The organism is Nonomuraea sp. NPDC048901, assembly GCF_040649695.1.
Classification (GTDB): domain Bacteria; phylum Actinomycetota; class Actinomycetes; order Streptosporangiales; family Streptosporangiaceae; genus Nonomuraea.
Map to the genome: position 1 here is coordinate 1 of NZ_JBEZFW010000002.1, position 25,822 is coordinate 25,822.

General features: G+C 69.9%; 20 protein-coding genes and 2 rRNA genes. All 22 read left to right on the forward strand.

Annotation, left to right across the window (positions count from 1 at the left end; translation table 11 throughout):
* Nucleotides 1–91, forward strand: a 23S ribosomal RNA gene (locus tag AB0C30_RS05055); the annotation flags it as partial.
* An 87-nt stretch (nucleotides 92–178) separates the two neighbouring features.
* Nucleotides 179–295, forward strand: a 5S ribosomal RNA gene (gene rrf / locus AB0C30_RS05060).
* 1,443 nt (nucleotides 296–1,738) lie between these two features.
* A complete protein-coding gene (locus AB0C30_RS05065) occupies nucleotides 1,739–3,028 on the forward strand; it encodes a folylpolyglutamate synthase/dihydrofolate synthase family protein (protein WP_357941452.1) in 1,290 nt (429 codons plus the stop codon).
* Nucleotides 3,028–3,366: a DUF4233 domain-containing protein gene (locus tag AB0C30_RS05070; RefSeq protein ID WP_357648052.1), complete on the forward strand. Its 339-nt coding sequence runs from the start codon at nucleotides 3,028–3,030 to the stop codon at nucleotides 3,364–3,366. Before AB0C30_RS05065 ends, AB0C30_RS05070 begins: the two co-directional genes overlap by 1 nt.
* Nucleotides 3,367–3,377: 11 nt before the next feature.
* Nucleotides 3,378–5,195 (forward strand): hypothetical protein, encoded by a 1,818-nt coding sequence (locus tag AB0C30_RS05075; RefSeq protein WP_357939774.1) that lies wholly within the window; start codon nucleotides 3,378–3,380, stop codon nucleotides 5,193–5,195.
* 545 nt (nucleotides 5,196–5,740) lie between these two features.
* Nucleotides 5,741–6,151: a nucleoside-diphosphate kinase gene (ndk, locus tag AB0C30_RS05080; protein WP_214642928.1), complete on the forward strand. Its 411-nt coding sequence runs from the start codon at nucleotides 5,741–5,743 to the stop codon at nucleotides 6,149–6,151.
* 527 nt (nucleotides 6,152–6,678) lie between these two features.
* Nucleotides 6,679–7,710, forward strand: coding sequence for a rod shape-determining protein (locus tag AB0C30_RS05085; RefSeq protein WP_357939777.1), 1,032 nt, complete (start codon nucleotides 6,679–6,681; stop codon nucleotides 7,708–7,710).
* Nucleotides 7,710–8,588 (forward strand): rod shape-determining protein MreC, encoded by an 879-nt coding sequence (mreC, locus tag AB0C30_RS05090; RefSeq protein ID WP_357939779.1) that lies wholly within the window; start codon nucleotides 7,710–7,712, stop codon nucleotides 8,586–8,588. Before AB0C30_RS05085 ends, mreC begins: the two co-directional genes overlap by 1 nt.
* On the forward strand, nucleotides 8,585–9,052 hold the full coding sequence (gene mreD / locus AB0C30_RS05095) for a rod shape-determining protein MreD (RefSeq protein WP_357939781.1): 468 nt from the start codon (nucleotides 8,585–8,587) through the stop codon (nucleotides 9,050–9,052). The genes mreC and mreD overlap by 4 nt, the downstream gene beginning before the upstream one ends.
* Entirely contained in the window at nucleotides 9,049–11,406 is a 2,358-nt protein-coding gene (gene mrdA, locus AB0C30_RS05100; RefSeq protein WP_357939784.1) for a penicillin-binding protein 2, read from the forward strand. The genes mreD and mrdA overlap by 4 nt, the downstream gene beginning before the upstream one ends.
* Complete coding sequence (gene rodA / locus AB0C30_RS05105; RefSeq protein WP_357939786.1) at nucleotides 11,403–12,569, forward strand: rod shape-determining protein RodA; 1,167 nt, start codon at nucleotides 11,403–11,405, stop codon at nucleotides 12,567–12,569. Before mrdA ends, rodA begins: the two co-directional genes overlap by 4 nt.
* Before the next feature lie 4 nt (nucleotides 12,570–12,573).
* On the forward strand, nucleotides 12,574–12,753 hold the full coding sequence (locus AB0C30_RS05110) for a hypothetical protein (RefSeq protein WP_357648066.1): 180 nt from the start codon (nucleotides 12,574–12,576) through the stop codon (nucleotides 12,751–12,753).
* A gap of 20 nt (nucleotides 12,754–12,773) precedes the next feature.
* Nucleotides 12,774–14,684, forward strand: a complete 1,911-nt coding sequence (locus AB0C30_RS05115; protein WP_357939788.1) for a TIGR03960 family B12-binding radical SAM protein — start codon at nucleotides 12,774–12,776, stop codon at nucleotides 14,682–14,684.
* 165 nt (nucleotides 14,685–14,849) lie between these two features.
* Nucleotides 14,850–15,602 (forward strand): TIGR03936 family radical SAM-associated protein, encoded by a 753-nt coding sequence (locus AB0C30_RS05120; RefSeq protein ID WP_357939790.1) that lies wholly within the window; start codon nucleotides 14,850–14,852, stop codon nucleotides 15,600–15,602.
* Nucleotides 15,603–15,745: 143 nt separating this feature from the next.
* Entirely contained in the window at nucleotides 15,746–18,550 is a 2,805-nt protein-coding gene (locus AB0C30_RS05125) for an Rne/Rng family ribonuclease (protein ID WP_357939792.1), read from the forward strand.
* Nucleotides 18,551–18,751: 201 nt separating this feature from the next.
* A complete protein-coding gene (rplU, locus tag AB0C30_RS05130; protein WP_357939795.1) occupies nucleotides 18,752–19,054 on the forward strand; it encodes a 50S ribosomal protein L21 in 303 nt (100 codons plus the stop codon).
* Nucleotides 19,055–19,070: 16 nt separating this feature from the next.
* The gene (gene rpmA, locus AB0C30_RS05135; RefSeq protein WP_090773491.1) at nucleotides 19,071–19,328 is read left to right on the forward strand and encodes a 50S ribosomal protein L27; all 258 of its coding nucleotides are present in this window, start codon (nucleotides 19,071–19,073) and stop codon (nucleotides 19,326–19,328) included.
* A gap of 243 nt (nucleotides 19,329–19,571) precedes the next feature.
* Nucleotides 19,572–20,921, forward strand: coding sequence for a GTPase ObgE (gene obgE, locus AB0C30_RS05140; protein WP_357939797.1), 1,350 nt, complete (start codon nucleotides 19,572–19,574; stop codon nucleotides 20,919–20,921).
* 200 nt (nucleotides 20,922–21,121) lie between these two features.
* A complete protein-coding gene (proB, locus tag AB0C30_RS05145) occupies nucleotides 21,122–22,240 on the forward strand; it encodes a glutamate 5-kinase (protein WP_357939799.1) in 1,119 nt (372 codons plus the stop codon).
* A gap of 193 nt (nucleotides 22,241–22,433) precedes the next feature.
* On the forward strand, nucleotides 22,434–23,714 hold the full coding sequence (locus AB0C30_RS05150; protein ID WP_357939801.1) for a glutamate-5-semialdehyde dehydrogenase: 1,281 nt from the start codon (nucleotides 22,434–22,436) through the stop codon (nucleotides 23,712–23,714).
* 66 nt (nucleotides 23,715–23,780) lie between these two features.
* Nucleotides 23,781–23,957: a hypothetical protein gene (locus tag AB0C30_RS05155; protein ID WP_357939803.1), complete on the forward strand. Its 177-nt coding sequence runs from the start codon at nucleotides 23,781–23,783 to the stop codon at nucleotides 23,955–23,957.
* Nucleotides 23,958–24,039: 82 nt separating this feature from the next.
* Nucleotides 24,040–25,812 carry a protein kinase gene (locus tag AB0C30_RS05160; RefSeq protein ID WP_357939805.1) on the forward strand — a complete coding sequence of 591 codons (1,773 nt, stop codon included), beginning with the start codon at nucleotides 24,040–24,042 and terminating at the stop codon, nucleotides 25,810–25,812.
* The last annotated feature ends 10 nt before the right edge of the window (nucleotides 25,813–25,822 follow it).

Consider the following 25,822-nt stretch of genomic DNA (forward strand, 5'->3'; position numbering starts at 1 on the left):
CTCCCGGTAGACGACCGGGTTGATAGGCCGGAGGTGGAAGCACGGTAACGTGTGGAGCTGACCGGTACTAATAGGCCGAGGACTTGACCACAAAGCATACTTGCTCGCGTCCACTATGTAATTCTGAAACAACAAACACAGGCTGGTTGGTTGGTTGTGTTTGACAGTTTCATAGGGTTACGGCGGTTATGGCGGGAAGGAAACACCCGGTTACATTCCGAACCCGGAAGTTAAGCTTCCCAGCGCCGATGGTACTGCACTCGGGAGGGTGTGGGAGAGTAGGTCACCGCCGGACAATCTTTGAAGACGGAAAAGGGCTCCACGCACACGCGTGGGGCCCTTTTCCGCGTTTCAGAGACCTCACGCGTTGCGGGGCCTTGCGCGTTGTGGGGTTTTGCGCGCTGTGTGTGGGGCCCTTTTCTGCGTTGTTGGGTCTTGCGCCTTGCGCGTTGGGGTCCTTCTTTTGCGTTACGGGTCGGTACGGGTCGTTCCCGGGGGGTCGGGGGCGGAAGGGTTGTGCGGGAGGGTGGTGGCGCGCTGGGCTCGGTCAGGGCTTACGGGCGCCAGAGCGCTCGGCTCGTTCGCGGTGATGGGTCTCACGTCTTGGGCGTGGGGCCCTTTTTCGCGTTATGGGGCGTTGGGCCGTTCCCGGGCCTGGAGGGCTCGGCCCGCACGAGGCGGCCTGCCGGAGAGACGGCGAACGCGGGTAGGGACGGCTTGGCACGGGGCCCACTTTTGCGTTATGGAGTCAGGCGCCGTTCCCGGGCATTGCCGTTCCCGGGCTTTTCTGGGTTTCGGCCCTCGCGCCGCTCTCGGAGCCTCGAGGGCTCGGCCCGCATGAGGCGGCCTGCGGGAGGGACGGCGAAGGCGGGAGGGAGACGGCCTGGCGCGGGGGTCCACTTTTGCGTTTCGGGGTCAGGCCCTGTTCCCAGGCTTTTCTGCGTTCCGGGTCTCGCGCCGTCCTCGGGGCCTGGAGAGCTCGGCCCGCACGAGGCGGCCTGGAGGCGGCTTGCTGGAGCCGCGTCGAAGGAGCTGGAAGGACGGCTTGGCGCGTGGGGACCATTTTTGTGTTCCTGCACCTTTGGAAGCGCTCGTCGGAGACGAGAGGCCTTTGCCGGCGGCAACGGAGCATCCCGCGGATGAGGTCCCACACCACAGGCGACTTCGACGGGGACCTCAAGCGGGTTGGACGAGGATGGCGCGAGCCGGAACCGTGCGGCGTGGTTACTGGACGACCGTCTTCCTGCGTCGGTTCGGCATGGCGAACCTCAGATAGGCCGCCGGGATTTGCGGCTGACGTCTGAGAGCGGTAATCCACGGTCTCGTCATCGTGGTTTCCCTTGTCCTCTGCAGTGTCTTCGAGCGTGCGGAGCGATGTCGTGGAGGAAATGCCCGCGACCCGCCCTCCGGTTCGCGGCACGCAGATTCAGATCGACGGGGAGCTGACGGGGACGGTAATGCCGGAGTACCGCGGGTGGGTGACCATCCGTCAAACGGCCATGGAGTGTCACGGCTGGACGACCGGCCATGGAGTGTCACGGGTGGGCGACCGTCCGGCAGACGGCCGGCATCAACGACGCAAGCCGTCGGCCGTGCGGGTCGCGTACCGCGAGTTGCCAGCCCATTGCCGGCAAAGCCGGGCACCGAAACCGCTGATCATCAGGTGGTGGCGTGGGAGAGCGCTCCGTACGGTCAGTAGGGTTGAGGGGTGGACTTTCGTGCGGTTGAACGCGCGATCATGGAGCGAGGCGTCGAGTGGGACTTCGAGCCGACGCTGGACCGGATCGCGGCCCTCATGGACCTGCTCGGCTCGCCGCAGCAGGCATACCCTGTCGTACACATAGCGGGCACGAACGGTAAGACGAGCACGGCGCGCTTGACCGAGGCGCTGCTCAAGGAGCGCAATCTGCGTGTGGGCCGGTTCACGAGCCCGCATCTCGTCTCGGTGCGCGAGCGCATCACCGTTGACGGCGAGTCGCTGAGCGAGGAGCGGTTCGCCCAGGTATATGAGGAGATCGCCCCTTACGTTGAGCTCGCCGACACGCAGGGGCGGCGGATCCAGTTCTTCGAGTTGCTCACGGCCATGGCCTTCGCCGCCTTCGCCGACACTCCGGTGGACGTGGCGGTCGTCGAGGCCGGCATGGGCGGCTCCTGGGATGCGACGAACGTCGCGGACGGCACCGTCGCCGTCGTCACCCCGATCTCGCTCGACCATACCGACCGGCTCGGGCCCGACATCCCGAGCATCGCCGGGGAGAAGGCGGGCATCATCAAGCCCGGTGCCACGGCCATACTCGCCCAGCAGCAGCTCGAGGCCGCCGAGGTGCTGATGCGCCGGGCCGTCGACGTCGGCGCGGTGGTCGCCCGCGAAGGGCTCGAGTTCGGTGTGCTCGCCCGCGAGGTGGCGATGGGCGGACAACTGCTCACCCTGCGGGGCCTCAAGGGCGTCTACGAGGAGGTCTACCTGCCTCTCTATGGCGAGCACCAGGCGAGCAACGCGGCCTGCGCACTGGCCGCTGTGGAAGCTCTGACGGGGGGCGACGATCCGCTCGATGTGGAGCTCGTACGCCAGGCGTTCGCGGGGGCGTCCTCACCGGGCCGGCTGGAGATCCTGCGCCGCAATCCCACGGTCGTCGTCGACGCGGCGCACAACCCCGGCGGCATGCAGGCGTCGCTCGAGGGCATGCAGGAGGCGTTCGACTTCGCCAAGGTCGTGGGTGTCGTCGCGGTGATGCGCGACAAGGATGTGGCTACCCTGCTCGACCTGCTGGAGCCGATTCTCGACGAGATCGTCGTCACGCGTAACTCCTCGCCTCGGTCGATGTCGCCCGCCGAGCTGGCGGAGGTGGCCATACCGCTGTTCGGAGAGGACAGGGTGCGGGTCGTCGAACGCCTCGACGAGGCCATCGACATGGGCATCGGCATCGCCGACGCCCAGGGTGAGTTCAGCGGCACGGGTGTGCTCATCACCGGCTCGGTCGTGACGGCCGGGGACGCGCGTCACCTGCTCAAGGCGGGGAGTGTGTGATGAACTTCCAGGTCACCCCGGGCATGCGCCGGCTCGGCGCCAGCGTCCTCGGCATGGAGGCCATCGTCGCCGCGCTGATTACGCCGGTGGCGATCAACAGCGGCGTTCAGACGGCGGTGGCGGTCACTGTCGGTATTGGGCTGGCGGTGCTGTGCGTGATCGTCGCCGGGCTGCTCAAGCGGCCCTTCGCGTACGTCGCAGGCACTATCCTGCAGGTCCTGGCCATCGGCACGGGGTTCCTCGTGCCGACGATGTTCTTCCTAGGGGTGATCTTCGCGGCGCTATGGATTACCGCGATATTCGTCGCTCGCCGTGTCGAGGGCGTGACTTCCCGCTAAAGTCGGCGAACATGGCCGTCCCCCCGATCCAGCGGTCCCCGAACGCACACAGCGCGGGACCCACCGCACGCGTCAGGTTCCCATGGTTGCTCGACTCGGTGCTCGGGCTGCTCATCATCGTCGCGTTGCCACTGGCGATGCTCGCGATCCCCAACACCGTGTCCGTGGTCTCGGGTCTGCTGCCCGAGGGCTTCGACAAGCTCGCGCTGATGCGCGCGCACGGGTTGGCGCTCCCGGCGATGATCCTCACGGTGCCGCTCGCCGCGGTGGCGCTGCGTCACGTCAAGGTCCCCCACATGCTGCTCGGCGGGCTCACGGTGCTCGCGCTGGCCGACGTCGCGGGCGGATTCGCGGGCTCGACGTTCCTGGTGGCGACGCTGCGCGTGCTGCACGGGATCGGCGCGGGCCTGCTCATCCCGGCCACGCTGGTCGCGGCCTGGGAGCGTTCCATGGCATTGCGGGCGATCTGGACCGGCATGCTCGCGTTCAGCCTGCTCGCCGCCCAGGCGCTCGCCTTGTGGCCGCTCGATCAGGTGAGCGACTGGAAGATCACGCTCCAGCCGTACCCGCTGCTGACGGGCATCGCGCTCGCGCTGGCAGCGGTCTACTTTGTCGTCTGGCTGCTGCAGGGCCAGCCGTCGATGCCCTCGCCACGGGCCGCCGAACGCAGCCGCTTGCTGCTCGCGAGCGTGCCCGCGGTGGGCATCTCGGTGGTGGCCATCAGCACCGCGAGCGAGGAGTGGGGGCCCGGCCTGGTCATCCTGCTGGCCGTGCTGGCGGTCGTCGCGCTGCTCGTGATGGCCTCCTTCGGCAGCCGTGAGGGCCGCACACTGGCGTACGTCATGGTCGCGGTCGGCATCGTGCTGCTCCCGAGCCTGGCCCAGATCACCTACGTGGAGATGCGTGGCCTCGGCGGTCCGGGCATGACCGGGCTGTGGATCCCGTTCGTGGTGGCGGGTGTGCTGGGGCTGGCCTCCGCCATCGCGGTGCGGCTGTTCGCCGGAGCGCGGTGGCTCGCGCCGATGGGGTTGCTGGCGATGGTGGTCGGTCTGTGCTCGGTGCGCGTCCTGGTGCCGGCCGCCGATGGGCTCGTGTTGGTGATCCCGTTCACTCTGCTGGCGGCGGGCGCGGCGGTGGCGCTCACGTCCGCGCTCAGCCAGTCGGGCATCGGGGCGGCGCTGTTCGGCCTGGCGCTCTGTTTTCCCGGTGTGCTGGCCGGTTATCTGCTGGCTACCGGGGTGCAGTTGATGATGCTGCGCGGGGTCACGGTGGCGCAGCAACTGGTGGACCGGTTTGTGGGCACGTTGCATCTGTGGTCGCTGATCGGCGGGTTCCTGGTGGTCGCGGTCATCGTCCTGGCGGAGCTGCTCTCGCGGCGCGCGGCTCCGGCCGATGAAGCATCTGAGGCAGATGAAGCGGCCGAGCCGACGGGCGGTGATTCGGCGCCTTCGCCGTCTTTGGTGTCTTCGCCGGATGCAGACGGTCATTCGGCGTCTTCGGCCTCTTCGGGGACTTCCACGGGCGCGGACGTGGTCGCGGAGGGGGCGGGGGAAGGCTCAGCCGCTGAGGCGGCGGTCCCTACGGTGAGGAGCCGCCGGTCTGAGCGCCGCGGGCCGACCATGGCGGTGGACGCCCTGGAGGTGCCCGCCCAGCCGGCAGCCGGGGCAGAGGATCGGCCTGCCGGGGCGATACCGCGCATCCCCGTGTCGCCCGACTCCTCCGGCGCGGCTGACCGGAATGTCGCGAGTGTGGAGGGGGTGGGTGAGGTGACCGGTCCTGTCCCACCTGTCCCGCCGCAGGCTCAATCGCCCGAGGACACCACTCCATAGCACCGACCCATCCGTAGCACCGGGTTGTGCTGGCCCGCCGGACCGGCCGGAGGCACGACCCATAGGACCCCGCGAAGGGCCGGCCCGTAGGATCCCGCGTGCGGCTGGCCTGTAGGACCGGTCCGTAGCACCGTTCCGTAAGGGCCTTGCGTGGAGCTGGTGTGTAGGACTGGTCGGTAGCACCGGCCCATAGGACCACAGGGTTGCGCTGGCCCGCCGGACCGGTCCGTAGGGCCCGCGTAGGGCGACCGCCCTGGGGGACCGGCCCGTAGGAGTGGGTTCCATGGACGGCCACCTCCCAGGCCGTTGGTCGATGGTGCGTTGCCGAGCGAGGCCTGTACAGGTGTGGCTGGCGCGAGGCGTGCCGGTGTGTGCGGCGTTGATGGGCTCGGTCGCGGCGAAACGGGGGAGCCGTCGTGGGCGGTAAGCTGAGCCGCAGCCACCTCGACGCGAGGGCCTGCGCCCCCGGGCCGATTCCCCGTGGAGCCAAGCCGGTGCATGTGGCCGCAGCCCCGAACCACACCCTGTTCGAAGGAGAACCTCAAGTGTCCGAGCGCACTCTTGTCCTGATCAAGCCCGACGGAGTGAAGCGTGGCCTCATCGGTGACGTGATCGCCCGCGTGGAGCGCAAGGGCCTGAAGGTCGCTGCGATGGACCTGCGCACTCTCGACGTCGACACCGCCAAGGCCCACTACGCCGAGCACTCCGAGCGCCCGTTCTTCGGCGAGCTCGTCGAGTTCATCACCTCGGGGCCGCTGGTCGCGCTGGTGCTGGAGGGGCCGCGCGCCGTCGAGGCGTTCCGCGCGCTGGCGGGGCTCACGGACCCGGTCAAGTCGGCGCCCGGCACCATCCGCGGCGACCACGCGCTGGAGATCGGCGAGAACATCGTCCACGGCTCCGACTCGCCCGAGTCGGCCGCGCGGGAGATCAAGATCTTCTTCCCCGACCGGTTCTAGTCTCTCCCGCTTCTCCTGCCCTCTGTGACGTCTCTGAGGTGCCGAGCGCCCGCCATGATGGCGGGCGCTTTTTTTGCGCAAATTTTGTCCGGTCCACCCGGCCGTGCGCGGCAGCGCGCGTCGGAGATATGACAGGCTTTTTGCGATCTTGTACGGCAAGCCCGGTGCACCCCACCCGCCGCACGGGGCCGGCGCCTGTCCAGGGGCACGCTCCTCCGGTGGAGGTGGCCGGGCGCCGTGACGTGCGCACTGTGGGCCGTCTTCCGTGGATGGGGCCGGCCACGGTACAGAGGAGTTAGATCCCCAGGTGCCCGATGATCGGCCGCTGACGGTGGGTGGGTCAAAACGGTGCAAGACGGAGGCCCAATGTTGTCCTTCGCCTGCGGCGACATCGGGGCTCCCGGATGGGCTGAAGAATTTGTGGGGCACAGGGGGCTCATTGCGCGCCCTGGTGGGTAACGTCACGTTACGATTCGAATTCGATCCGTAGTCATTCGCGAACGACGTTACGGAAGGCTCCGTTCCCCATGGGCAGCAAGCTCGCGTTTCTCGGCCGTGATATGGCGGTCGACCTCGGCACCGCCAACACGCTGGTCTACGTGCGCGGCCGGGGCATCGTGCTCAATGAGCCGTCGGTCGTCGCGATCAACACTGCCACCGGGAAGATCGTCGCGGTCGGCATCGAGGCCAAACGCATGATCGGCCGAACGCCGGGCAACATCGTGGCCGTCCGGCCGCTCAAGGACGGTGTGATCGCCGATTTCGACGTCACTGAGCGGATGCTGCGCTATTTCATCCAGCGGGTGCACAAGAGGCGGCACTTCGCCAAGCCGCGCATCATCATCGCCGTGCCCAGCGGCATCACCGGGGTGGAGCAGCGGGCGGTGAAGGAGGCCGGATACCAGGCCGGGGCCCGCAAGGTCTACATCGTCGAAGAGCCGATGGCCGCGGCGATCGGCGCGGGGCTGCCGGTGCACGAGCCGACGGGCAACATGGTCGTCGACATCGGCGGCGGCACCACCGAGGTGGCCATCATCTCCATGGGTGGTGTGGTGACCAGCCAGTCCATCAGGGTCGGCGGCGACGAGCTCGACCAGGCGGTGATCACCTTCGCGAAGAAGGAGTTCTCGATCATGCTCGGCGAGCGCACCGCGGAGGAGATCAAGATGGCCATCGGCTCGGCGTGTCCCATTGGTGAGGACCTGCACGCCGAGATCCGCGGCCGTGACCTGGTGAGCGGCCTGCCGAAGACGGTCGTGGTGTCCGGCGATGAGATCCGCAGGGCGACGGAGGAGTCGGTCAACACCATCGTCGACGCCGTCAAGGTCACGCTCGACAAGTGCCCGCCCGAGCTGTCCGGCGACCTGATGGACCGTGGCATCGCGCTCACCGGCGGGGGCGCGCTGCTCAAGGGCATGGACGAACGCATCAAGACCGAGACCGGCATGCCCGTCCACCTCGTCGAGAACCCTCTCGACTCGGTGGCGCTCGGCTCGGGCAAGTGCGTCGAGGAGTTCGAGGCGCTGCACCAGGTGCTCGTACCGGAATCACGTCGCTGATGAGAGACTCCCGCCACGCCCGGCTGATCCTGGGGACGCTGCTCACGGTGGCGCTGGTCATCCTGACCGTCGACCACCGCGCCGGCGCGGCCTCGCCGCTGTGGCCACTGCGCACGGCCGGTTCGTGGTTCTTCGGTACGGTCGAGCAGGTCGGCGGCTCCGTGGTCCGCCCGGTCGGCGGCTTCTTCCACGCCATCGTCAACGCCCCCGCCGCCCAGGCCGAGCTCGACCGGGTCAAGGCGGAGAATGTCAGGCTGCGGGCCGGTCTGGCCGCGGGCCGGCTCGACGCCGCGCGCGCCGCGGAGCTGAAGCGGTTGCTCGGCGTGGCGGGGCTCGGCGGCTACAAGATCGTGACGGCGAACGTGGTCGCCAGGCGCGGCCAGCCCGGCTTCGAGGACGCCATCGAGATCGACGTCGGCACCTCCGACGGCGTACGCCCCGAGATGACCGTGCTCAACGGTGAAGGGCTGGTCGGCCGGGTCATCCAGGCGTCCGCCGACAGCTCGACCGTGGTGCTGATCAGCGACCCGGGCTCGGCCGCCGGTGCCCGGCTCGAAGGCGGCCAGGAGATCGGCGTCGTGCACGGGGTGGGGGAGAACGGGCGGCTTGTGCGGTTCCGGCTGCTGGACTCGACGGCGGCGATCACTCGTGGGAGTCGCATCGTCAGCTTCGGCTCCCAGCGCGGCGCGCCGTACGTCGCCGGGGTGCCGATCGGGGTGATCGAGCGGGTGGAGGCGACGCCGGGCGAGCTGACCCGTATCGCGTACGCCAGGCCATACGCGGATCTGACCGCGCTCGACGTGGTCGGCGTGGTGGTGGGGGCGCCGGCGAAGGATCCGAGAGACGCCGTGCTACCACCCAAGGAGGAGCCGCGATGATCGTTGGGCTGTGCGTGCTGGCGGCGGTGTTGTTGCAGGTCATGCTCATCAACCGGCTGCCGCTGCCGGCCGGGGGAGCGCCCGACGTGGTGCTGCTCGTCGTGGTGGCGATGGCGCTGCTGCGCGGGCCGGCGGCGGGGGCGATCATCGGGTTCTGCGCGGGACTGCTGGTCGACATCGTGCCGCCCACGGCGCATCTGGTGGGCCAGTACGCGTTCGTGTTCGCGCTGGTCGGCTACGTGGCCGGGCGGGGCGTCGGCGGTCCGGCCACCACTGTCGTCCTGTGTGTGCTGATGGCGCCGCTGGTGTCGGCGGCGCTCGGCGGGCTGATCGCCGATCCGCGGGTGACGCTCTCGACGCTGACCGAGCAGGTGCCGGTGACCGTCGTCTACACGTTGATCCTCTCGCCGCTGGCGATCTGGCTGGTCACCCGTGAAAGGCCGCACCCGAGGTTCCCGCAATGATCAGGATGCGGACCCGGCTGGTCGTGCTGCAGGTGATCGTGATGGGCGTGCTGGCGGTGCTCAGCCTGCGGCTCTGGCAGGTGCAGGTGGTGCGGGGGCAGGAGCTGGTCACCAGGGCCACGGAGACCAGGACGCGGTCGGTGATCGTGCCGGCCGTGCGCGGGCAGATACTCGACTCCTCCGGGCGGCCGCTGGTGCGCAACCAGACCTCGCTGGTCGTCTCGGTCGACCGGACCGGGCTGATCAGGATGCCCGAGCAGGGGGTCCCGGTGCTGCGCAAGCTCAGCGAGGTGCTGGGACAGCCGGTCAAGCAGTTGCAGAAGCGCATCACGCCGTGCGGGCCCGGGGTGACCAAGCCCTGCTGGACCGGCTCGCCGTACCAGCCGATCCCGGTGGAGGAACGGGCCGACACCCGTCAGGCGCTGCAGATCCTGGAGCGGCAGGAGGAGTTTCCCGGCATCTCCGCCGAGATCCAGTCCGTCAGGCAGTACCCAGGAGGCAAGGCCGGCGCGCAGATGCTCGGCTACCTGCAGCCGGTCACCGAGGCCGAGCTGGCCAAGCGCGAAGGGCTGAAGGCCGCCTTCTCCGGCGTCGACCTGGTCGGGCGCGACGGCCTCGAGTACATCTACGACGACGAGCTGCGCGGCAAGGCCGGGCTGCGGCGGGTGCAGGTCGACCGGATGGGCAAGGCCATCGGGGTGGAGGAGCAGGTGGCGCCCGTCAGCGGCGACAACCTGGTCACCAGCATCGACGCCCGCGTGCAAGACCTGGCCGAGCAGGCGTTGCAGCACGCGATGAAGAACGCCCCCAAGGCGGACGGCGCCGCGGCGGTCGTGCTCGAACCCGACACCGGCCGGGTGATCGCGCTGGCCAGCATGCCCGGCTACGACCCGGCCGTCTGGGCGGGCGGGATCTCCGACCGCGGCTACCAGCGGCTGCTGTCGGACGCCACGGGCAAGCCGCTGGTGTCGCGGGCGCTGAACGGGATGTTCGCGCCCGGTTCGACGTTCAAGGTGTCGTCGGTGACGTCCATGCTGCGGGCGGGCTATCCGCTGAACGGCACGTACGACTGCCCAGGGGCGGTCATGGTGGGCGACCGGGCCTTCCACAACTTCCACGGCATCGGCCTCGGCTCCATGAACCTGCACACCGCCCTGGTCAAGTCATGCGACACGATCTTCTACCGGGCGGGCTACGACCAGTGGCTGAAGGACGGCGGGCTCAATCCGAAGAAGGCGCCGAAGGAGGTGTTCGCCAACACGGCCAAGGCGTTCGGGTTCGGCAAGCCGACGGGCATCGACCTGCCGGGCGAGTCGGCCGGGCGCATCCCGGACCGCACCTGGAAGAAGAACATGTGGGCCCAGACGAGCGGCACCAGTTGCCGGCGCGCCAAGAGCGGCTATCCGGAGGTGGCCGACAAGTCGCGGGCGGAGTTCCTCAAGCGGCTGGCCAACGAGAACTGCCTCGAAGGCTTCCTGTTGCGGGCGGGTGACTCGGCCAACTTCTCGATCGGCCAGGGCGACGTGCTGGTGACGCCGCTCCAGCTGGCCAGGGCGTACGCGGCGCTGGTGAGCGACGGGAAGCTGCGCAGCCCGCGCATCGGCTGGGCCACGGTCCGGCCCGACGGCGCGCTGGTCAGGCGGATCGACGTACCGGTGGTCGGCAAGCTGCCGCTGTCGAAGAAGGAGCGCCTCTACATCAAGGACGCGCTCAGCGACGTGCCCTCTGACGGCACCGCGGCGGGGGCGTTCGCCGGGTTCCCGATGGACAAGGTGCGGATCGGCGGAAAGACCGGCACCGCGGAGGTGTGGGGCAAGGAGGACACCTCCTGGTTCGCCTCGTTCGCACCGGCGAACGACCCGCACTTCGTCGTGGTCGTCATGGTCTCGCAGGGCGGGATGGGCGCCTCCACTGCCGCGCCCGCCGCACGCGAGATCTACGAGGGCATCTTCGGTTTCGCCAAGAACAAGCCCGCGTTGCCCGCGGGCCGGCCGGTGTCCAAGCTGCCGAAGATCTCGGCCGATGGCACGGTGGCCGACGGCGGGACGGCTGATGGCGCGGTGGCCGACGGGTCCGATGGCGCGGTGGCGGGCGGCGCGGGCACCAGCGGCCTCGGGACAGACGGCCCCGGGACAGACGGCGCGGGGGCGGACGACGCGGGGAAGAGCGGCGCGGGGACAGACAGCGCGGGGACAGACGACGCGGGGAAACGTGGCGCGGGGAAACGCGGCGCGGGGAAACGCGGCGCGAAGACAGGTGACGCGGGGACGGGTGGCACCGTGGCGGGCGGAACAGGGGAGGACGGCAAGAGCAAGGGCACCAAAAAGGAGGGCGGCACGGAGGCGGGAGGATGATGGACCGCACGCTGATGGGCGGGCGGCGCTCGTTCGCCCGGCGGGCGGTGGGCGCGCAGTCGGCCATGTGGCGGCTGGACGGGGTGATGCTGGTCGCGGTGGCCGCGCTCTGCGTGATCGGCACGCTGCTGGTCTGGTCGTCGACCCGCACTTGGGCGCCCGGCTCCACGGGGCTGGTCAAGAAGCACGTACTCAACCTCTCCATCGGGACGCTGCTCTGCGCGGCGGTGACCGTCATCGACCATCGGGCGATGCGGGCGTACGCGCCTCTGGCGTTCCTGCTCTCGCTGGTCGGCCTGGGACTGGTGATCACGCCGCTGGGTGCGACGATCAACGGCTCGCACTCGTGGATCCTGCTGGGCGGCGGCTTCGCCGTGCAGCCGTCGGAGTTCGCCAAGCTCGGCCTGCTGCTCATCATCGCGATGCTGCTGGCCCAGCCCGGCGAGGGCAGCGATCGGCCGCGCGGGCTCGACGTCTGGCTGGCGCTGTTCGCCGCGCTGCTGACGATGGGGTTGGTGATGTTGCAGCCCGACCTCGGCACCACGCTCGTGCTGGCCGTGATCACGGCTGCCGGGCTGGTGATCGCGGGAGTGCGCAAGAGGTGGATCATCCTGCTGACGCTGATCGCCGGGGTCGGGGTGTTCTGCGTGTTCGCGTTCGGGATGCTGGAGCCGTACCAGGTCGCGCGGTTCACCGCGTTTCTCGATCCGCGCGTCGATCCGCGCGGCGTCGGCTACAACAGCACGCAGTCGCTGATCGCCATCGGCTCGGGGCAGTTGTTCGGAAAGGGGCTCTTCGACGGCGGGCAGACGACCGGCCGGTTCGTGCCCGAGCAGCACACCGACTTCATCTTCACGGTCGCGGGGGAGGAGTTCGGGTTTCTCGGCTCGCTCACCGTGGTGCTCCTGCTCGGCGTGGTGCTGGTGCGCGGGCTGAGGATCGCCCGGCTGTGCGAGGACAGGTTCGGCACGCTCGTGGCCGGGACGATCGTGTGCTGGCTGGCGTTCCAGACGTTCGTCAACATCGGCATGACCATCGGCATCATGCCGATCACCGGGCTGCCGCTGCCGTTCGTCTCGTACGGCGGCACGGCCACATTCGCCAATCTCATCTCGATTGGGCTTCTACAGTCGATCCGGATCCGCGAACAGTCGTTTAATTGACAGTATGTTCTTGGCCTACTGCGACGAGTGCGAGGAGCGCTTCCTCCTGCCCGCCAGCCACATCACCGCCGTGCACAACCTCGCCAGCGGGGTCATCGCCATCGAGCTGACCTGCTACGAGGGACACAAACTGATCGTTCTCAGCGGCAACGACATCGACATCCCGGGACCTGCCACGGTCTGAGCGCCGCTAGTCTGGGTGTCATGACTGTCGAGTCGATTTTTCCCCGCCTGGAAGCGCTGCTGCCCAAGGTGCAGAAGCCCATCCAGTATGTCGGGGGTGAGCTCAACTCGACCGTGAAGGACTGGGACTCCACCGACGTGCGGTGGGCGCTGATGTATCCGGACGCCTATGAGGTCGGGCTGCCCAACCAGGGCGTCGCGATCCTCTACGAGATCCTCAACGAGCTGCCCGACACGCTGGCCGAGCGGACCTACGCCGTCTGGCCCGACCTTGAGGCCCTCATGCGCGCGGAGGGCATCCCGCAGTTCACCGTGGACGCCCATCGGCCGGTGCGCGCCTTCGACGTGCTGGGCCTGTCGTTCTCCACTGAGCTCGGCTACACCAACATGCTGACCGCGCTCGACCTGGCCGGCATCCCGCTGCTGGCCGTCGAGCGCGGCGACGACGACCCGATCGTGCTGGCGGGCGGTCACGCGGCCTTCAACCCCGAGCCGATCGCCGACTTCCTCGACGCCGCCGTGCTCGGCGACGGCGAGCAGATCGCGATCGCCATCTCCGAGGTCATCCGCGAGTGGAAGGGCGAGGGCAGCCCCGGCGGGCGCGACGAGCTGCTCATGCGGCTGGCCGAGTCCGGCGGCGTCTACGTGCCGAAGTTCTACGACGTCGACTACCACCCCGATGGCCGCATCACGCGGGTCGCGCCCAACAGGCCCGACGTGCCGTGGCGGGTGCACAAGCACACGGTCATGGACCTGGACGAGTGGCCCTATCCGAAGAAGCCGCTGGTGCCGCTGGCCGAGACCGTGCACGAGCGGTTCAGCGTGGAGATCTTCCGCGGCTGCACGCGCGGCTGCCGTTTCTGCCAGGCGGGGATGATCACCCGCCCGGTCCGCGAGCGGTCGATCACGACGATCGGCGCCATGGTCGAGAACGGCATCAAGGAGTCCGGCTTCAACGAGGTCGGTCTGCTGTCGCTGTCGTCCGCCGACCATTCGGAGATCGGCGAGGTGGCCAAGGGCCTGGCCGACCGCTACGAGGGCACCAACACCTCGCTGTCGCTGCCCTCGACCCGCGTCGACGCGTTCAACATCGACCTGGCCAACGAGTTCTCCCGCAACGGCCGGCGCTCCGGTCTGACCTTCGCCCCGGAGGGCGGGTCCGAGCGGATGCGCAGGGTGATCAACAAGATGGTCACCGAGGAAGACCTGATCCGCACGGTCACCACCGCCTACTCCCAGGGCTGGCGGCAGGTGAAGCTCTACTTCATGTGCGGGCTGCCCACCGAGACCGACGAGGACGTGCTCGGCATCGCCGACCTGGCCAAGAAGGTCATCAAGGCGGGCCGCGAGATCACCGGCTCGCGCGACATCCGCTGTACGGTCTCCATCGGCGGATTCGTGCCCAAGCCGCACACGCCGTTCCAGTGGGCCGGCCAGGCCGACCACGAGACCGTCGACCGGCGGCTCAAGGCGCTGCGTGACTCGCTGCGTGGCGACAAGAATTACGGCCGGGCCATCGGCTTCCGCTACCACGACGGCAAGCCGTCGATCGTGGAGGGCCTGCTGTCGCGCGGTGACCGCCGGGTCGGCGCGGTGATCCGGGCCGTCTGGGAGGACGGCGGGCGCTTCGACGGGTGGAGTGAGCACTTCTCCTACGAGCGCTGGATGGCCGCGGCCGAGAAGGCCGGCGTCGACGTCGACTGGTACACCGTGCGCGAGCGCGAGGAGAACGAGGTCCTGCCCTGGGACCACCTCGACGCCGGGCTCGACCGCGAATGGCTCTGGCAGGACTGGCAGGAGGCCGTGTCCGGGAGCGAGGTCGAGGACTGCCGCTGGACTCCGTGCTACGACTGCGGCGTCTGCCCGACCATGGGGACGGAGATCCAGATCGGCCCGACGGGTAAGAAACTTCTTCCTCTCACGGTGGTCTAGCCGCGCTGAGTGCGCGGCCCGTACCTCGCCGTACATGATCTGGGACGTTGAGTCTCCGGAGCGGCATATCCTGAGACGAAGGAAACACTTACACGGGAAGGACGACCAGCTCTGAAACCTGTTCCCGATGGGCCCCCGCCCGCGCCTACGGTGCAGCGCCTGCGTGTGCGCTACGCCAAGCGCGGACGTCTGCGCTTCACCAGCCACCGCGACATCTCGCGGGCCGTCGAGAGAGCGGTCCGCCGTGCCGGCATTCCGGTGGCCTTCAGTGCGGGCTTCTCACCCCATCCGAAGATCTCCTATGCGGGCGCGGCGCCGACCGGCGTCGCCAGCGAGGCCGAATACCTCGAGATCGGCGTCACGAAACCGTGCGAACCCGGACGGATCCGTGTCGACCTGGACGGCTCTCTGCCGCCTGGTCTCGACGTGCTCGACGTCGTGGAGGCCACCGTTGGTGGGCTGGCCGACCGCTTGGAGGCATCTGAGTGGGATGTGCGGTTGCCCGGCGCCGACTGGGAGCTCGCGGAGACGGCGGTGGCGAAATTCCTCGCCGCCGAGACCGTGGAGGTCGAACGCCTCACCAAGAAGGGCCCCCGACGCTTCGACGCCCGGGAGGCGGTGTTGAGGCTCGAGGTGCCCGAGGGAGCAGACAGAACCGCAGCTCAGGTGCCAGGACAGTCGTGTGTCATACTGCGCATGGTTGTTCGGCACGTGATTCCTGCCGTACGACCCGACGATGTGCTCACAGGGCTGCGCCTTGTGGCCGACTTCGCGCCGCCGGTTCCCCCCGAGGTGACCAGGCTGGCGCAGGGGCCGCTCGACGTCAGCACCGGTGCGCTTGCCGATCCGCTCGGCCTGGACCGCGACACTACGCGCGGCGGCGAGGCGGTTTCGGCGGGTGAGCAGGTCGACGGTTAAGGACGTGCCTTGCGCGAGCGGGGTACGACCGCTGACAGGACTTGGCGCCTGCGCCCCCCTCCGGGGGCGCGGGCGGACAACGAGACACGAGAGCTCCTGCGCGGCGCGGCGACGCGCCCGGGAGCTGACGGGAGAGCGCCCGCATGCTCGAGAACGAGCCCAACGGCGGGGCCGACGGCCCCGGCGGGGAGACAACTGAACAGTCCAAGGTGACAAAGCGTCGCCGTGCCGCGAGCCGGCCGGCGGGACCGCCGCCCGAGCTGCCAGAGGAGCCGTCGCCCACGGTCACGACCACGGTCGCGGCCGCTGCGACCGAGCCCGCGAGCCCGGTCGAGCCGGCGAGCCCGGTTGAGGCCGCCGTGGCGCAGGCCATGGATGACGCTGTGGCGCAGGCCGCCGACATCGTCGCTGAGGAGAAGCCCAAGAGGGCGGCGAGGACGCGGTCGACGGCCACGACGACGCGCCGCCGTACCAGCAAGAAGGCCGCGGACGAGGCGCCGGAGAGCGCGCAGGACACCAGCGGTGGGGTCCCCGAGAGCGTGACCGGCACCGGCGGTGAGGCCGTGAGCACCCTGGAAGCGGCTGAGGGGGGCGAGCAGGCGGTCGAGGCCGCCCCGGCCAAGCGTCGCCGCACTCGCAAGAAGACAGAGCCTGAGGCGGCCGCTGAGAGCGTCGAGACGGCTCCGGGACGCTCCGCCGAGGTCGCGGCGGGCGTCGGTGAGGCGGCCGCCGAGCGGCTCGGCAGCGCCGACGCCGAAGAGGACGTCACCGAGCTCCTGCCCGAGGACGAGCCGCTGGACGACGAGCCCGCCGGCGAGGACCTCGACGAGGTCGACCGGCCGAGCCTGCTCGCCGACCCGTTCGGCCTGTCCGCGCGGGCGCAGAGCCAGCAGGGGACCGCGTTCCAGCGCCCCGCCGCCATCTTCGCGCCGCTGTTCCAGGCCCCGGACCCGACCCAGGCCAAGCCCGCCGCGACCCGGCGCCCAGAGCCGCAGCCGCAACCGCAGCCCGAGCAGGCGGCCCCGGAGCCCGAGGAGGCCGCGGAGACGGTCACCGACGAGGAGGCCGACACCGCCGACGAGACGGAGGAGGAGGGCGGCAGCCGCCGTCGTCGCCGCCGTCGTGGCGGCAGGGGCCGTGGCAAAACACGCGAGCGTGACGACGCCGACGACGAGTCCGACGAGTCCGACGACGAACAGGGCGAGGAGCCTCAGGAAGAAGAGGCGTCCAGTTCCCGCCGGCGTCGCCGCCGCAGGCGCCGTGGTGCCGACGACGGCGCCGAGCCGGCCGGGGACGACCCGCCCAACACCGTCGTACGCATCCGCGCGCCCCGCACGGGCCGCGCCGCCGGCCATGACATCTCCGCCGACGGCGTCACGAGCGTGCGCGGCTCCACCAGGCTTGAGGCCAAGAAGCAGCGCCGTCGTGAGGGCCGCGAGCTGGGCCGCCGGCGTCCGCCGATCATCACTGAGTCGGAGTTCCTGGCTCGGCGCGAGTCGGTCGACCGGATGATGGTGGTGCGCCGCCAGGGCGACCGCACCCAGATCGCGGTGCTGGAGGACGGCGTGCTCGTCGAGCACTACGTCAACCGTGAGGCCAGCCAGTCCTATGTCGGCAACGTCTACCTCGGCAAGGTCCAGAACGTACTGCCGTCGATGGAGGCCGCCTTCGTCGACATCGGCAAGGGCCGCAACGCCGTCCTGTACGCCGGTGAGGTCAACTTCGACACCGCGGGCCTGGAAGGCCAGCCCAAGCGCATCGAGGCGGCGCTGAAGTCCGGTCAGTCGGTGCTGGTGCAGGTCACCAAGGACCCGATCGGTCACAAGGGCGCCCGCCTGACGTCGCAGATCAGTCTGCCGGGCCGCTACCTCGTGTACGTGCCCGACGGCTCGATGACCGGCATCAGCCGCAAGCTGCCCGACAAGGAGCGCACGCGGCTCAAGAGCATCCTGAAGAAGGTCATGCCCGAGAACGCCGGCGTGATCGTGCGCACGGCCGCGGAGGGCGCTTCTGAGGACGAACTCGCCCGCGACGTGGCCCGCCTGTCGGCGCAGTGGGAGAACATCCAGAAGAAGGCCAAGTCGGCCAGCCCGCCCGAGCTGCTCTCGGCCGAGCCGGACCTGACCGTCCGCGTGGTCCGCGACGTCTTCAACGAGGACTTCACCTCGCTGGTCGTGCAGGGCGAGGAGGCGTGGGAGACGGTCGAGGAGTACGTCAAGTATGTCGCGCCGCACCTCGGCGAGCGCCTGTCCAAGTGGGACACCGAGCAGGGCGACGTGTTCGAGTCCTACCGGATCGACGAGCAGCTCGGCAAGGCGATGGAGCGGAAGGTCTGGCTGCCCAGCGGCGGCTCGCTGGTGATCGACCGTACCGAGGCGATGAGCGTCGTCGACGTCAACACCGGCAAGTTCACCGGGCAGGGCGGCAACCTCGAAGAGACCGTCACCCGCAACAACCTGGAGGCGGCCGAGGAGATCGTCCGCCAGCTCAGGCTCCGCGACATCGGCGGCATCATCGTGATCGACTTCATCGACATGGTGCTGGAGTCCAACCGCGACCTGGTGCTGCGGCGGCTGCTCGAATGCCTGGCGCGCGACAGGACCAAGCACCAGGTGGCTGAGGTCACCTCGCTGGGTCTGGTCCAGATGACGCGTAAGCGGGTCGGTCAGGGCCTCCTGGAGGCCTTCTCGACGCCGTGTGACTGCTGCAACGGGCGTGGTCTGATCGTCTCCACGGAGCCGGTCGAGTCCAAGCCGGAGCCGCGCGGCACTCAGGGCAAGATGGCCATCGAGAAGGCGGTCTCGGACAAGGTGTCCGCGGCCAAGGACTCCGGTAGCCGTGATACCGTGACCGATGCGCTTGAAGACGTCCCGGCTGAGGACGACCAGGCGGGCCAGACTTCCGGCAGAGGGCGGCGACGCTCTCGCCGAGCCAAGTCAGCCGAGTAGCCAGGCGCTCCCGCAAGGGAGCGCTCCTCGGCGGACTGCCCCGACGATCCGTCCGGTTCGACCAGGGCACCGTTAATCCGGTACTCTTGAGAATCGGTGCGTCCAGCGGCGCGCCCTGTTCGCGCGCCTACTCGGTTCGTCGGTTCCAGACAGCACCGAATGCCGGGCGCAGCATTCAGAAGTCAGTAGAAGGGTTCCGCGGTGTACGCGATCGTTCGTTGCGGCGGCAGGCAGCAGAAGGTCTCCGTCGGTGACGTCCTCGAGGTGGACAAGGTCGCCGGCGAGGTCGGCACTTCGGTTTCGCTGCCGACGGTCCTCGTCGTCAACGACGGCGATGTGACCACGGAGGCGGGCAAGTTCCTGGTGAGCGCCGAGATCCTCGGTGAGACCAAGGGGCCGAAGATCCGCATCCTGAAGTACAAGAACAAGACCGGTTACAAGAAGCGCCAGGGTCACCGTCAGCGGTACACCCAGGTGAAGATCACCGGTATCGACCAGGCCTGATCGGGGAGTTAGAGAGATGGCACACAAGAAGGGCGCGTCGTCCACCCGGAACGGCCGTGACTCCAACGCCCAGCGCCTGGGCGTCAAGCGCTTCGGCGGCCAGCTGGTCAACGCGGGCGAGATCATCGTCCGGCAGCGTGGCACCCACTTCCACCCCGGCGACAACGTCGGCCGCGGCGGCGACGACACGCTGTTCGCGCTGGCCGCCGGCCACGTGCAGTTCGGTCTCAAGCGCGGTCGCCGCGCGGTGAGCATCGTTCCGGTGGCGGAGTAGATTCTCAGAGTTTCCTGCTCAGGGGCGGATCGGGTTCTCGATCCGTCCCTGAGTGCGTTTGTATGGCTTTTATGGTGTACGGCTCAGCGCGGTGGGCCCCACCCGCCGTGCGGGGCCGGGGCCCGTCCAGGGGCACGCTCCTCCGGTGGACGTGGTCGCGCGCCGTGACGTGCGCATTCTTGGCCCCGGTCCGTGGACTGGGTTATGTGACGGGCCTTGATCGGCCTAGGAGGAGGGGCCGGGATGGCTGACTTTGTGGACCAAGTGGTGCTGCATCTCAAGGCGGGTGACGGCGGCAACGGCTGCGCGTCCGTGCACCGGGAGAAGTTCAAGCCGCTCGGCGGGCCCGACGGCGGCAACGGCGGGCGCGGCGGCGCGGTGATCCTTGAGGTGAGCCCCAACACCGCCACACTGCTCGAATACCACCACCGGCCGCATCGCAAGGCCGACAACGGCAAGCAGGGCCAGGGGTCCAACCGCGACGGGGCCAATGGCGGGGACGTCATCCTTCCGGTGCCCAATGGGACGGTCGTCAAGAACGCCGCCACCGGTGAGGTGCTCATCGACCTGGTGGGCGTCGGCACCCGCTACGTGATCGCCGAAGGCGGTTTCGGCGGGCTCGGCAACGCGGCGCTGGCCAGCACCAAGCGCAAGGCGCCCGGGTTCGCGCTGCTCGGGGAGCCGGGGGACGCGCTCGACGTCATGCTGGAGCTCAAGAGCGTCGCCGACGTGGCGCTCGTCGGCTTCCCCAGCGCCGGGAAGTCGTCGCTGATCGCGGCCCTGTCCGCGGCCCGGCCGAAGATCGCCGACTACCCGTTCACCACCCTGATCCCCAACCTGGGCGTGGTGACCGCGGGCGAGACCGTCTTCACCGTCGCCGACGTGCCGGGGCTGATCCCGGGGGCGTCGCAGGGCAAGGGGCTCGGGCACGAGTTCCTGCGCCACGTCGAGCGGTGCGACATGCTCATCCACGTCATCGACTGCGCCACCATGGAGCCGGGACGCGACCCGATCAGCGACTACGAGGTGATCGAGGCCGAGCTGGAGGCCTACGGCAAGCTCGAGGACCGGCCCCGCATGGTCGTGCTGAACAAGGCCGACGTGCCCGACGCCCGGGAGCTGGCCGATCTGGTCAGGGGCGAGTTCGAGGAGCGGGGGCTGCGGGTCTTCACGATCTCGGCCGCCACCCATGACGGGCTGCGGGAGCTGACGTTCGCGATGGGCGAATGGGTGGCCGCGGCCAGGGCCGCCAAGCCCGTCGAGGAGCCCACGCGGCTGGTGCTCAGGCCCAAGCAGCTCGGCGAGGCCGGGTTCAGCGTCCGCCGGGTCAACGACAACCTCTTCCAGGTCACCGGCGAGAAGCCGGAGCGCTGGATCAGGCAGACCGACTTCAGCAACGACGAGGCCGTCGGTTACCTGGCCGACCGGCTGGAGCGGCTCGGCATCGAGGATCAGCTGGTCAAGGCCGGTGCCACCGCGGGCGCGGAGGTCGTCATCGGGCCGATGGAGGGTGGCTACGTCTTCGACTGGCAGCCCACGCTCAACGCCGAGTCCGTACGGCAGGGGCCGCGCGGCACCGACAACCGGTTCTAGCGGCGCCCGACCCCCGGCTTTCGGTCCTAGGTCGCCCGGCCCTTGGCTTTCGGTCCTAGGTCGCCCGGCCCGCCCTCTGGCGTCCCCGGCTTTCCGTCCCGGGTGGCCTGCCCCGGCGGCATCCCGGTCCTCGGCCGGTTGCCGACGGCGGGAGCATCGGCCGGGAAGGTCGGGTCGCCGGTCTCCGATAGGCTTCGAACGTGCGGGAACAGATCAGCTCAGCGTCGAAGGTCGTCGTCAAGGTCGGCTCTTCGTCGCTCACCACCCCCCAAGGCATGATCGACGTCGACCGGGTCGATGCCCTGGTCGACGTGCTGGCCGCCCGCCGCCGCGCCGGGACCCAGCTGGTCCTGGTCTCCTCGGGAGCGATCGCGGCGGGCCTGGGCCCGCTGGGGCTGACCGCACGCCCCCGCGACCTCGCCACCCAGCAGGCCGCCGCCTCCGTCGGCCAGGGCGTGCTCGTCGCCCGCTACACCTCCTCCTTCGCCCGCTACGGCCTGCGCGTCGGCCAGGTGCTGCTGACCGCCGACGACATGATGCGCCGCGCCCACCACGCCAACGCCCAGCGCACCCTCAACCGGCTGCTGGAGCTCGGCATCGTGCCGATCGTCAACGAGAACGACACCGTCGCCACTGACGAGATCCGCTTCGGCGACAACGACCGGCTGGCGGCCCTGGTCGCCCATCTCATTCACAGCGACGCACTGGTCCTGCTCTCCGACGTCGACGCCCTCTACGACGGGCCGCCGAGCCGCAGCGGGTCCCGGCGGCTGGCCGAGATCCGCGGCCCAGAAGACCTGGTCGGCGTCGAGCTCGGCAAGAACGGCGCGGCGGTCGGCACCGGCGGCATGGTCACCAAGGTGCAGGCCGCCAGGATCGCCACCGGCGCCGGCGTGCCCGTCGTGCTGACCGCCGCCGCGCACGCCGCTCAGGCGCTGGCCGGGGCCGATGTCGGGACCTATTTCCACCCTGGCGGCCGTCATCCCGGCACCCGGCTGCTCTGGCTCGCCCACGCGACCACCGGACGCGGGCGGCTGCTGCTCGACGACGGCGCGGTGGAGGCCATCGTGGCCAGGCGCAAGTCGCTGCTGCCCGCCGGGGTCACCTCGGTGGAGGGCGACTTCGCGGCCGGCGACCCGGTGGACCTGTGCGGGCCGCGTGGCGGGGTGGTGGCGCGCGGGCTGGTCAACTTCGACGCGGTGGAGATCCCCGGACTGCTCGGCCGCTCGACGAGAGACCTGGGCAACGAGCTCGGTCCCGAATACGAGCGCGAGCTGATCCACCGCGACGACATCGTCATACTGGAAGCCCACAACTAGACAGCCGGAAACCGGCAGCCCGCAGCCAGGCCACCGGTCACCGAAAGCAACCAGGCCATCGGTCTCCGGAGGCCCGCAACCAGGCGGCCGGATACCAAAAGCAACGCCGGAAGCCCGCAGCCAGGCGGCCGGATACCGAAGGCCACAACTAGGCAGGCAGCCGGCTCGCCGGCGGTCGGCAGAGGAGCGTGTGATGTCCGAGGAGTTCCTGAAGGTCGCCCGCGCGGCGCGAGAGGCCGCCGCCGAGCTGGCCCCGCTGCCGCGGGCGCCCAAGGACCGGGCGTTGCGCGCCGTCGCCGACGCCCTCGTCGCCCACACCGCCGAGATCGTCGAGGCCAACGCCAAGGACGTCGCGCAGGCGCGGGAGCAGGGCACGCCGGAGGCCATGATCGACCGGCTGCGCCTCGACGGGCCCAGGATCGAGGCCATCGCCGAGGCCGTACGCCAGGTGGCCGACCTGCCCGACCCCGTCGGCGAGGTGATCCGGGGCAGCACGCTGCCCAACGGCCTGGAGCTGCGCCAGCTCAGGGTGCCGCTGGGCGTGATCGGCATCATCTACGAGGGTCGCCCCAACGTCACCGTCGACGCCGCCGCGCTCTGCCTCAAGAGCGGCAACGCGGCCCTGCTCAGGGGCTCGTCCAGCGCCTACTCCTCCAACACCGTGCTGGTGCGGGTGATGCAGGACGCGCTGGAGGGCACCGAGGTGCCTTCCGGGGCGGTGCAGCTGGTGCCGGGCCTGACGCGCGACTCCGTCAAGGAGCTGATGCGGGCCCGCGGCCTGGTCGACGTGCTGATCCCGCGCGGGGGCGCGTCGCTGATCAACTCGGTGGTCGAGGAGTCGACGGTCCCGGTGATCGAGACCGGCGTGGGCAACTGCCACGTCTACATCGACGCCGACGCCGATCTGGACTTGGCCGTCGACATCCTGGTCAACGCCAAGGCGCAGCGGCCGTCGGTGTGCAACGCGGCTGAGACGTTCCTGGTCCACGCCGGGGTGGCCGACGCGTTCGTGCCCCGGGCGCTCCAGGCGCTCAAGGACGCGGGCGTGACCGTGCACGGCGACGCTCGGATCGCCGCCTACGGCGAGGTGGAGCCGGCCACCGAGGACGACTTCCGCACCGAATACCTCTCGCTCGACATCGCCGCCGCCGTCGTCGGTTCGCTGGAGGAGGCCGTCGCCCACATCAGGCGCTACGGCTCGGGCCACACCGACGCCATCGTCACCCGGTCGCAGCAGGCGGCGCGCAGGTTCGTGTCGCTGGTCGACTCGGCGGCCGTCGCGGTCAACGCCTCCACCCGGTTCACCGACGGCGGCGAGTTCGGCTTCGGCGCGGAGATCGGCATCTCCACCCAGAAGCTGCACGCGCGCGGCCCGATGGGACTGCCCGAGCTGACGTCCACCAAATGGGTCTATACCGGCGAAGGGCATCTGCGTACATCAGCAGGCACGGTCATCCCAAGGTCAGGCGCCTGACGGGGTTGGGCAGCGGTGGCGTGTCGGCGTGACCGGTCAGCGGAGGAGCTCGGTTGACTGGTCTACATGGAGATCGTCATCGCCTTGGCCTTCGCGGCCGTGGTGCTGGCCGGCGCGGATCGGCTGCTGCTGTGGATGGAGAGCCGCGGCCACATCCACTGGCGCGGGAAGGGCAGGAAGGATCTGTCGGCGGAGCTTACGACAGAGCTCGACAGCATGCTGTCCGAGCAATCCCGCCGATAAAGCTTCGGCGCGCCGCACGCGCTATCAGGCGTCCCAGCGCTAGGGTGTTGACCCTTATGGGCGCGCCGGGCGGGGAGGGACGGTGACCAAGCTCGGCAAGGTCGGGCCGTACACCCTGCTCGAGAGGCTCGGTCGGGGCGGCATGGGCGAGGTCTATCTCGCCAGCTCCCGCCGGGGCGAGCGGGTCGCCCTCAAGGTCCTGCACGACCTGGCAGAAGACAACTCCATGCGGGTCAGGCTCGAACGCGAGGTCCGGGCGCTGCGCCGGGTCGAGAGCCCGTACGTGGCCAAGGTGCTGGACGCCGATCTCTCGTGCGACCGGCCGTACCTCGTCATGGAGAACATCGAGGGCGCCACGCTGCTCGACATGGTGCGCCACAGCGGCCCGCTCAACATGGCGCAGCTGGTGGAGCTGGCGCAGGGCATCGCCACCGCGCTCGCGATCATCCACGCGGCCGGCGTGGTGCACCGCGATCTCAAGCCCGCGAACATCATCATGGGCGCCGAGGGCCCGGTCCTCATCGACTTCGGCATCGCGCAGGTGCTGGACGCCACCCGGCTCACCCTGACCGGCACCTTTCTCGGCACGCCCGGCTACACCGCGCCCGAGATCTTCGCCGACGAGCACGTCGACTCGCCCGCCGACATCCACGCGTGGGCGGCGACGGTGGCGTTCGCGGCGACCGGGCGGCCGACGTTCGGGCGGGGGACGGCCGAGGCGCAGATGTACGCGGTGCTCAACGGGCAGGCCGACCTCAAGGGCGTGCCGGTGGCGCTGTTGTCGCTGGTGCGGGCCGCGCTGAATCGGGAGCCGGGCAAGCGCCCGACGGCCGCGCTGCTGGCCGATCGCCTGTCACGGCTGGCCAAGGCGACCAGTCCCGCCGAGCCCGATGCCGCCCGTGCCGTGCCCGCGGCAGAGGAGGGCGTCGCGGTGCGTGGCCGGGCCGGTGAGGAGGCCAAGCCGCGCGGCCGTACGGCAGAGGAGGCGAAAGCCCGCAGCCGTACGGCGGAGGAGGCCAAGCCGCGTAGCCGGACCGGTGAGGAGGCCAAGCCACCGCGCGGCCGGATCGCGGACGACGGGAAGGTGCCCGCGCCGCGGACGCGGACGAACCCGGATGGGAAGGTCCCCATGCCGCGCGGCCGTACGAGTGCGGACGGGAAGGTGCCCGCACCCCGCGGCCGCACGAGTACGGACGGAAAGGGCACGGGGCCACGGCTCCGCACAGGCGAGGGCGTCAAGGCCACACCCGTACGGAGCCGCACGAAGGCCGTGACCGGGAAACCCCGGACGCCGGGCACGCGCAACACCGGACTCAGGTCGGAGTCGGGCTCCACCACGCTGCCCGCGGGCAACGCCGCGCTGTTGCTGCTCGCGGTGCTGGCCGTGCCCTGTGTGGTGGCGTCGGTGATCTGGCCGATCGCGACGATCGGGATCACGGCCGCGTTCGTCCTGCTGACCAGGACGCTCTGGATGAGCCACTGGATGGTCAGGAAGCGGGTCTCGCGCCGGGTCAGGGTGACCCTGCGCGTGGTGCTCTTCCCGTTCGCGTTCACCGGTGCGACCGCGACCGCCGTGGTGTGGCCGGGCGTGCCCGTCGCGGTGGCGGCGGGTGGCGCGCTCTGGCTGATCGGCGGCGGCCAGATCGATGCCGACTGGTGGCAGCAGCCCGCGCCGGTCACCGCCGCGGGTGTCGTGTTCGGGATGCTGTGTGGCGGCATCACCGGACGCGAGATCGAGCGGGTCGGCGCTCATCTGCCGGATCTGCGCAGGGAAGGGCTGCGCGCACTGGCCGTGCTGGGCGGGTTCGTCGCCCTGTGCGCGGCGGCGGTGCGCGCTATCGCGCTGCTTCTGTGACCGGCTGTGG

Bases quoted from the DNA above. Each gene is read 5' to 3' on its own strand.
- AB0C30_RS05065 (WP_357941452.1), top strand. From the start codon at position 1,739: ATGGAGCGAGGCGTCGAGTGGGACTTCGAGCCGACGCTGGACCGGATC.
- AB0C30_RS05070 (WP_357648052.1), top strand. From the start codon at position 3,028: ATGAACTTCCAGGTCACCCCGGGCATGCGCCGGCTCGGCGCCAGCGTC.
- AB0C30_RS05075 (WP_357939774.1), top strand. From the start codon at position 3,378: ATGGCCGTCCCCCCGATCCAGCGGTCCCCGAACGCACACAGCGCGGGA.
- AB0C30_RS05085 (WP_357939777.1), top strand. From the start codon at position 6,679: ATGGGCAGCAAGCTCGCGTTTCTCGGCCGTGATATGGCGGTCGACCTC.
- mreC (WP_357939779.1), top strand. From the start codon at position 7,710: ATGAGAGACTCCCGCCACGCCCGGCTGATCCTGGGGACGCTGCTCACG.
- mreD (WP_357939781.1), top strand. From the start codon at position 8,585: ATGATCGTTGGGCTGTGCGTGCTGGCGGCGGTGTTGTTGCAGGTCATG.
- mrdA (WP_357939784.1), top strand. From the start codon at position 9,049: ATGATCAGGATGCGGACCCGGCTGGTCGTGCTGCAGGTGATCGTGATG.
- rodA (WP_357939786.1), top strand. From the start codon at position 11,403: ATGATGGACCGCACGCTGATGGGCGGGCGGCGCTCGTTCGCCCGGCGG.
- AB0C30_RS05110 (WP_357648066.1), top strand. From the start codon at position 12,574: ATGTTCTTGGCCTACTGCGACGAGTGCGAGGAGCGCTTCCTCCTGCCC.
- AB0C30_RS05115 (WP_357939788.1), top strand. From the start codon at position 12,774: ATGACTGTCGAGTCGATTTTTCCCCGCCTGGAAGCGCTGCTGCCCAAG.
- AB0C30_RS05125 (WP_357939792.1), top strand. From the start codon at position 15,746: ATGCTCGAGAACGAGCCCAACGGCGGGGCCGACGGCCCCGGCGGGGAG.
- rpmA (WP_090773491.1), top strand. From the start codon at position 19,071: ATGGCACACAAGAAGGGCGCGTCGTCCACCCGGAACGGCCGTGACTCC.
- obgE (WP_357939797.1), top strand. From the start codon at position 19,572: ATGGCTGACTTTGTGGACCAAGTGGTGCTGCATCTCAAGGCGGGTGAC.
- AB0C30_RS05150 (WP_357939801.1), top strand. From the start codon at position 22,434: ATGTCCGAGGAGTTCCTGAAGGTCGCCCGCGCGGCGCGAGAGGCCGCC.
- AB0C30_RS05155 (WP_357939803.1), top strand. From the start codon at position 23,781: ATGGAGATCGTCATCGCCTTGGCCTTCGCGGCCGTGGTGCTGGCCGGC.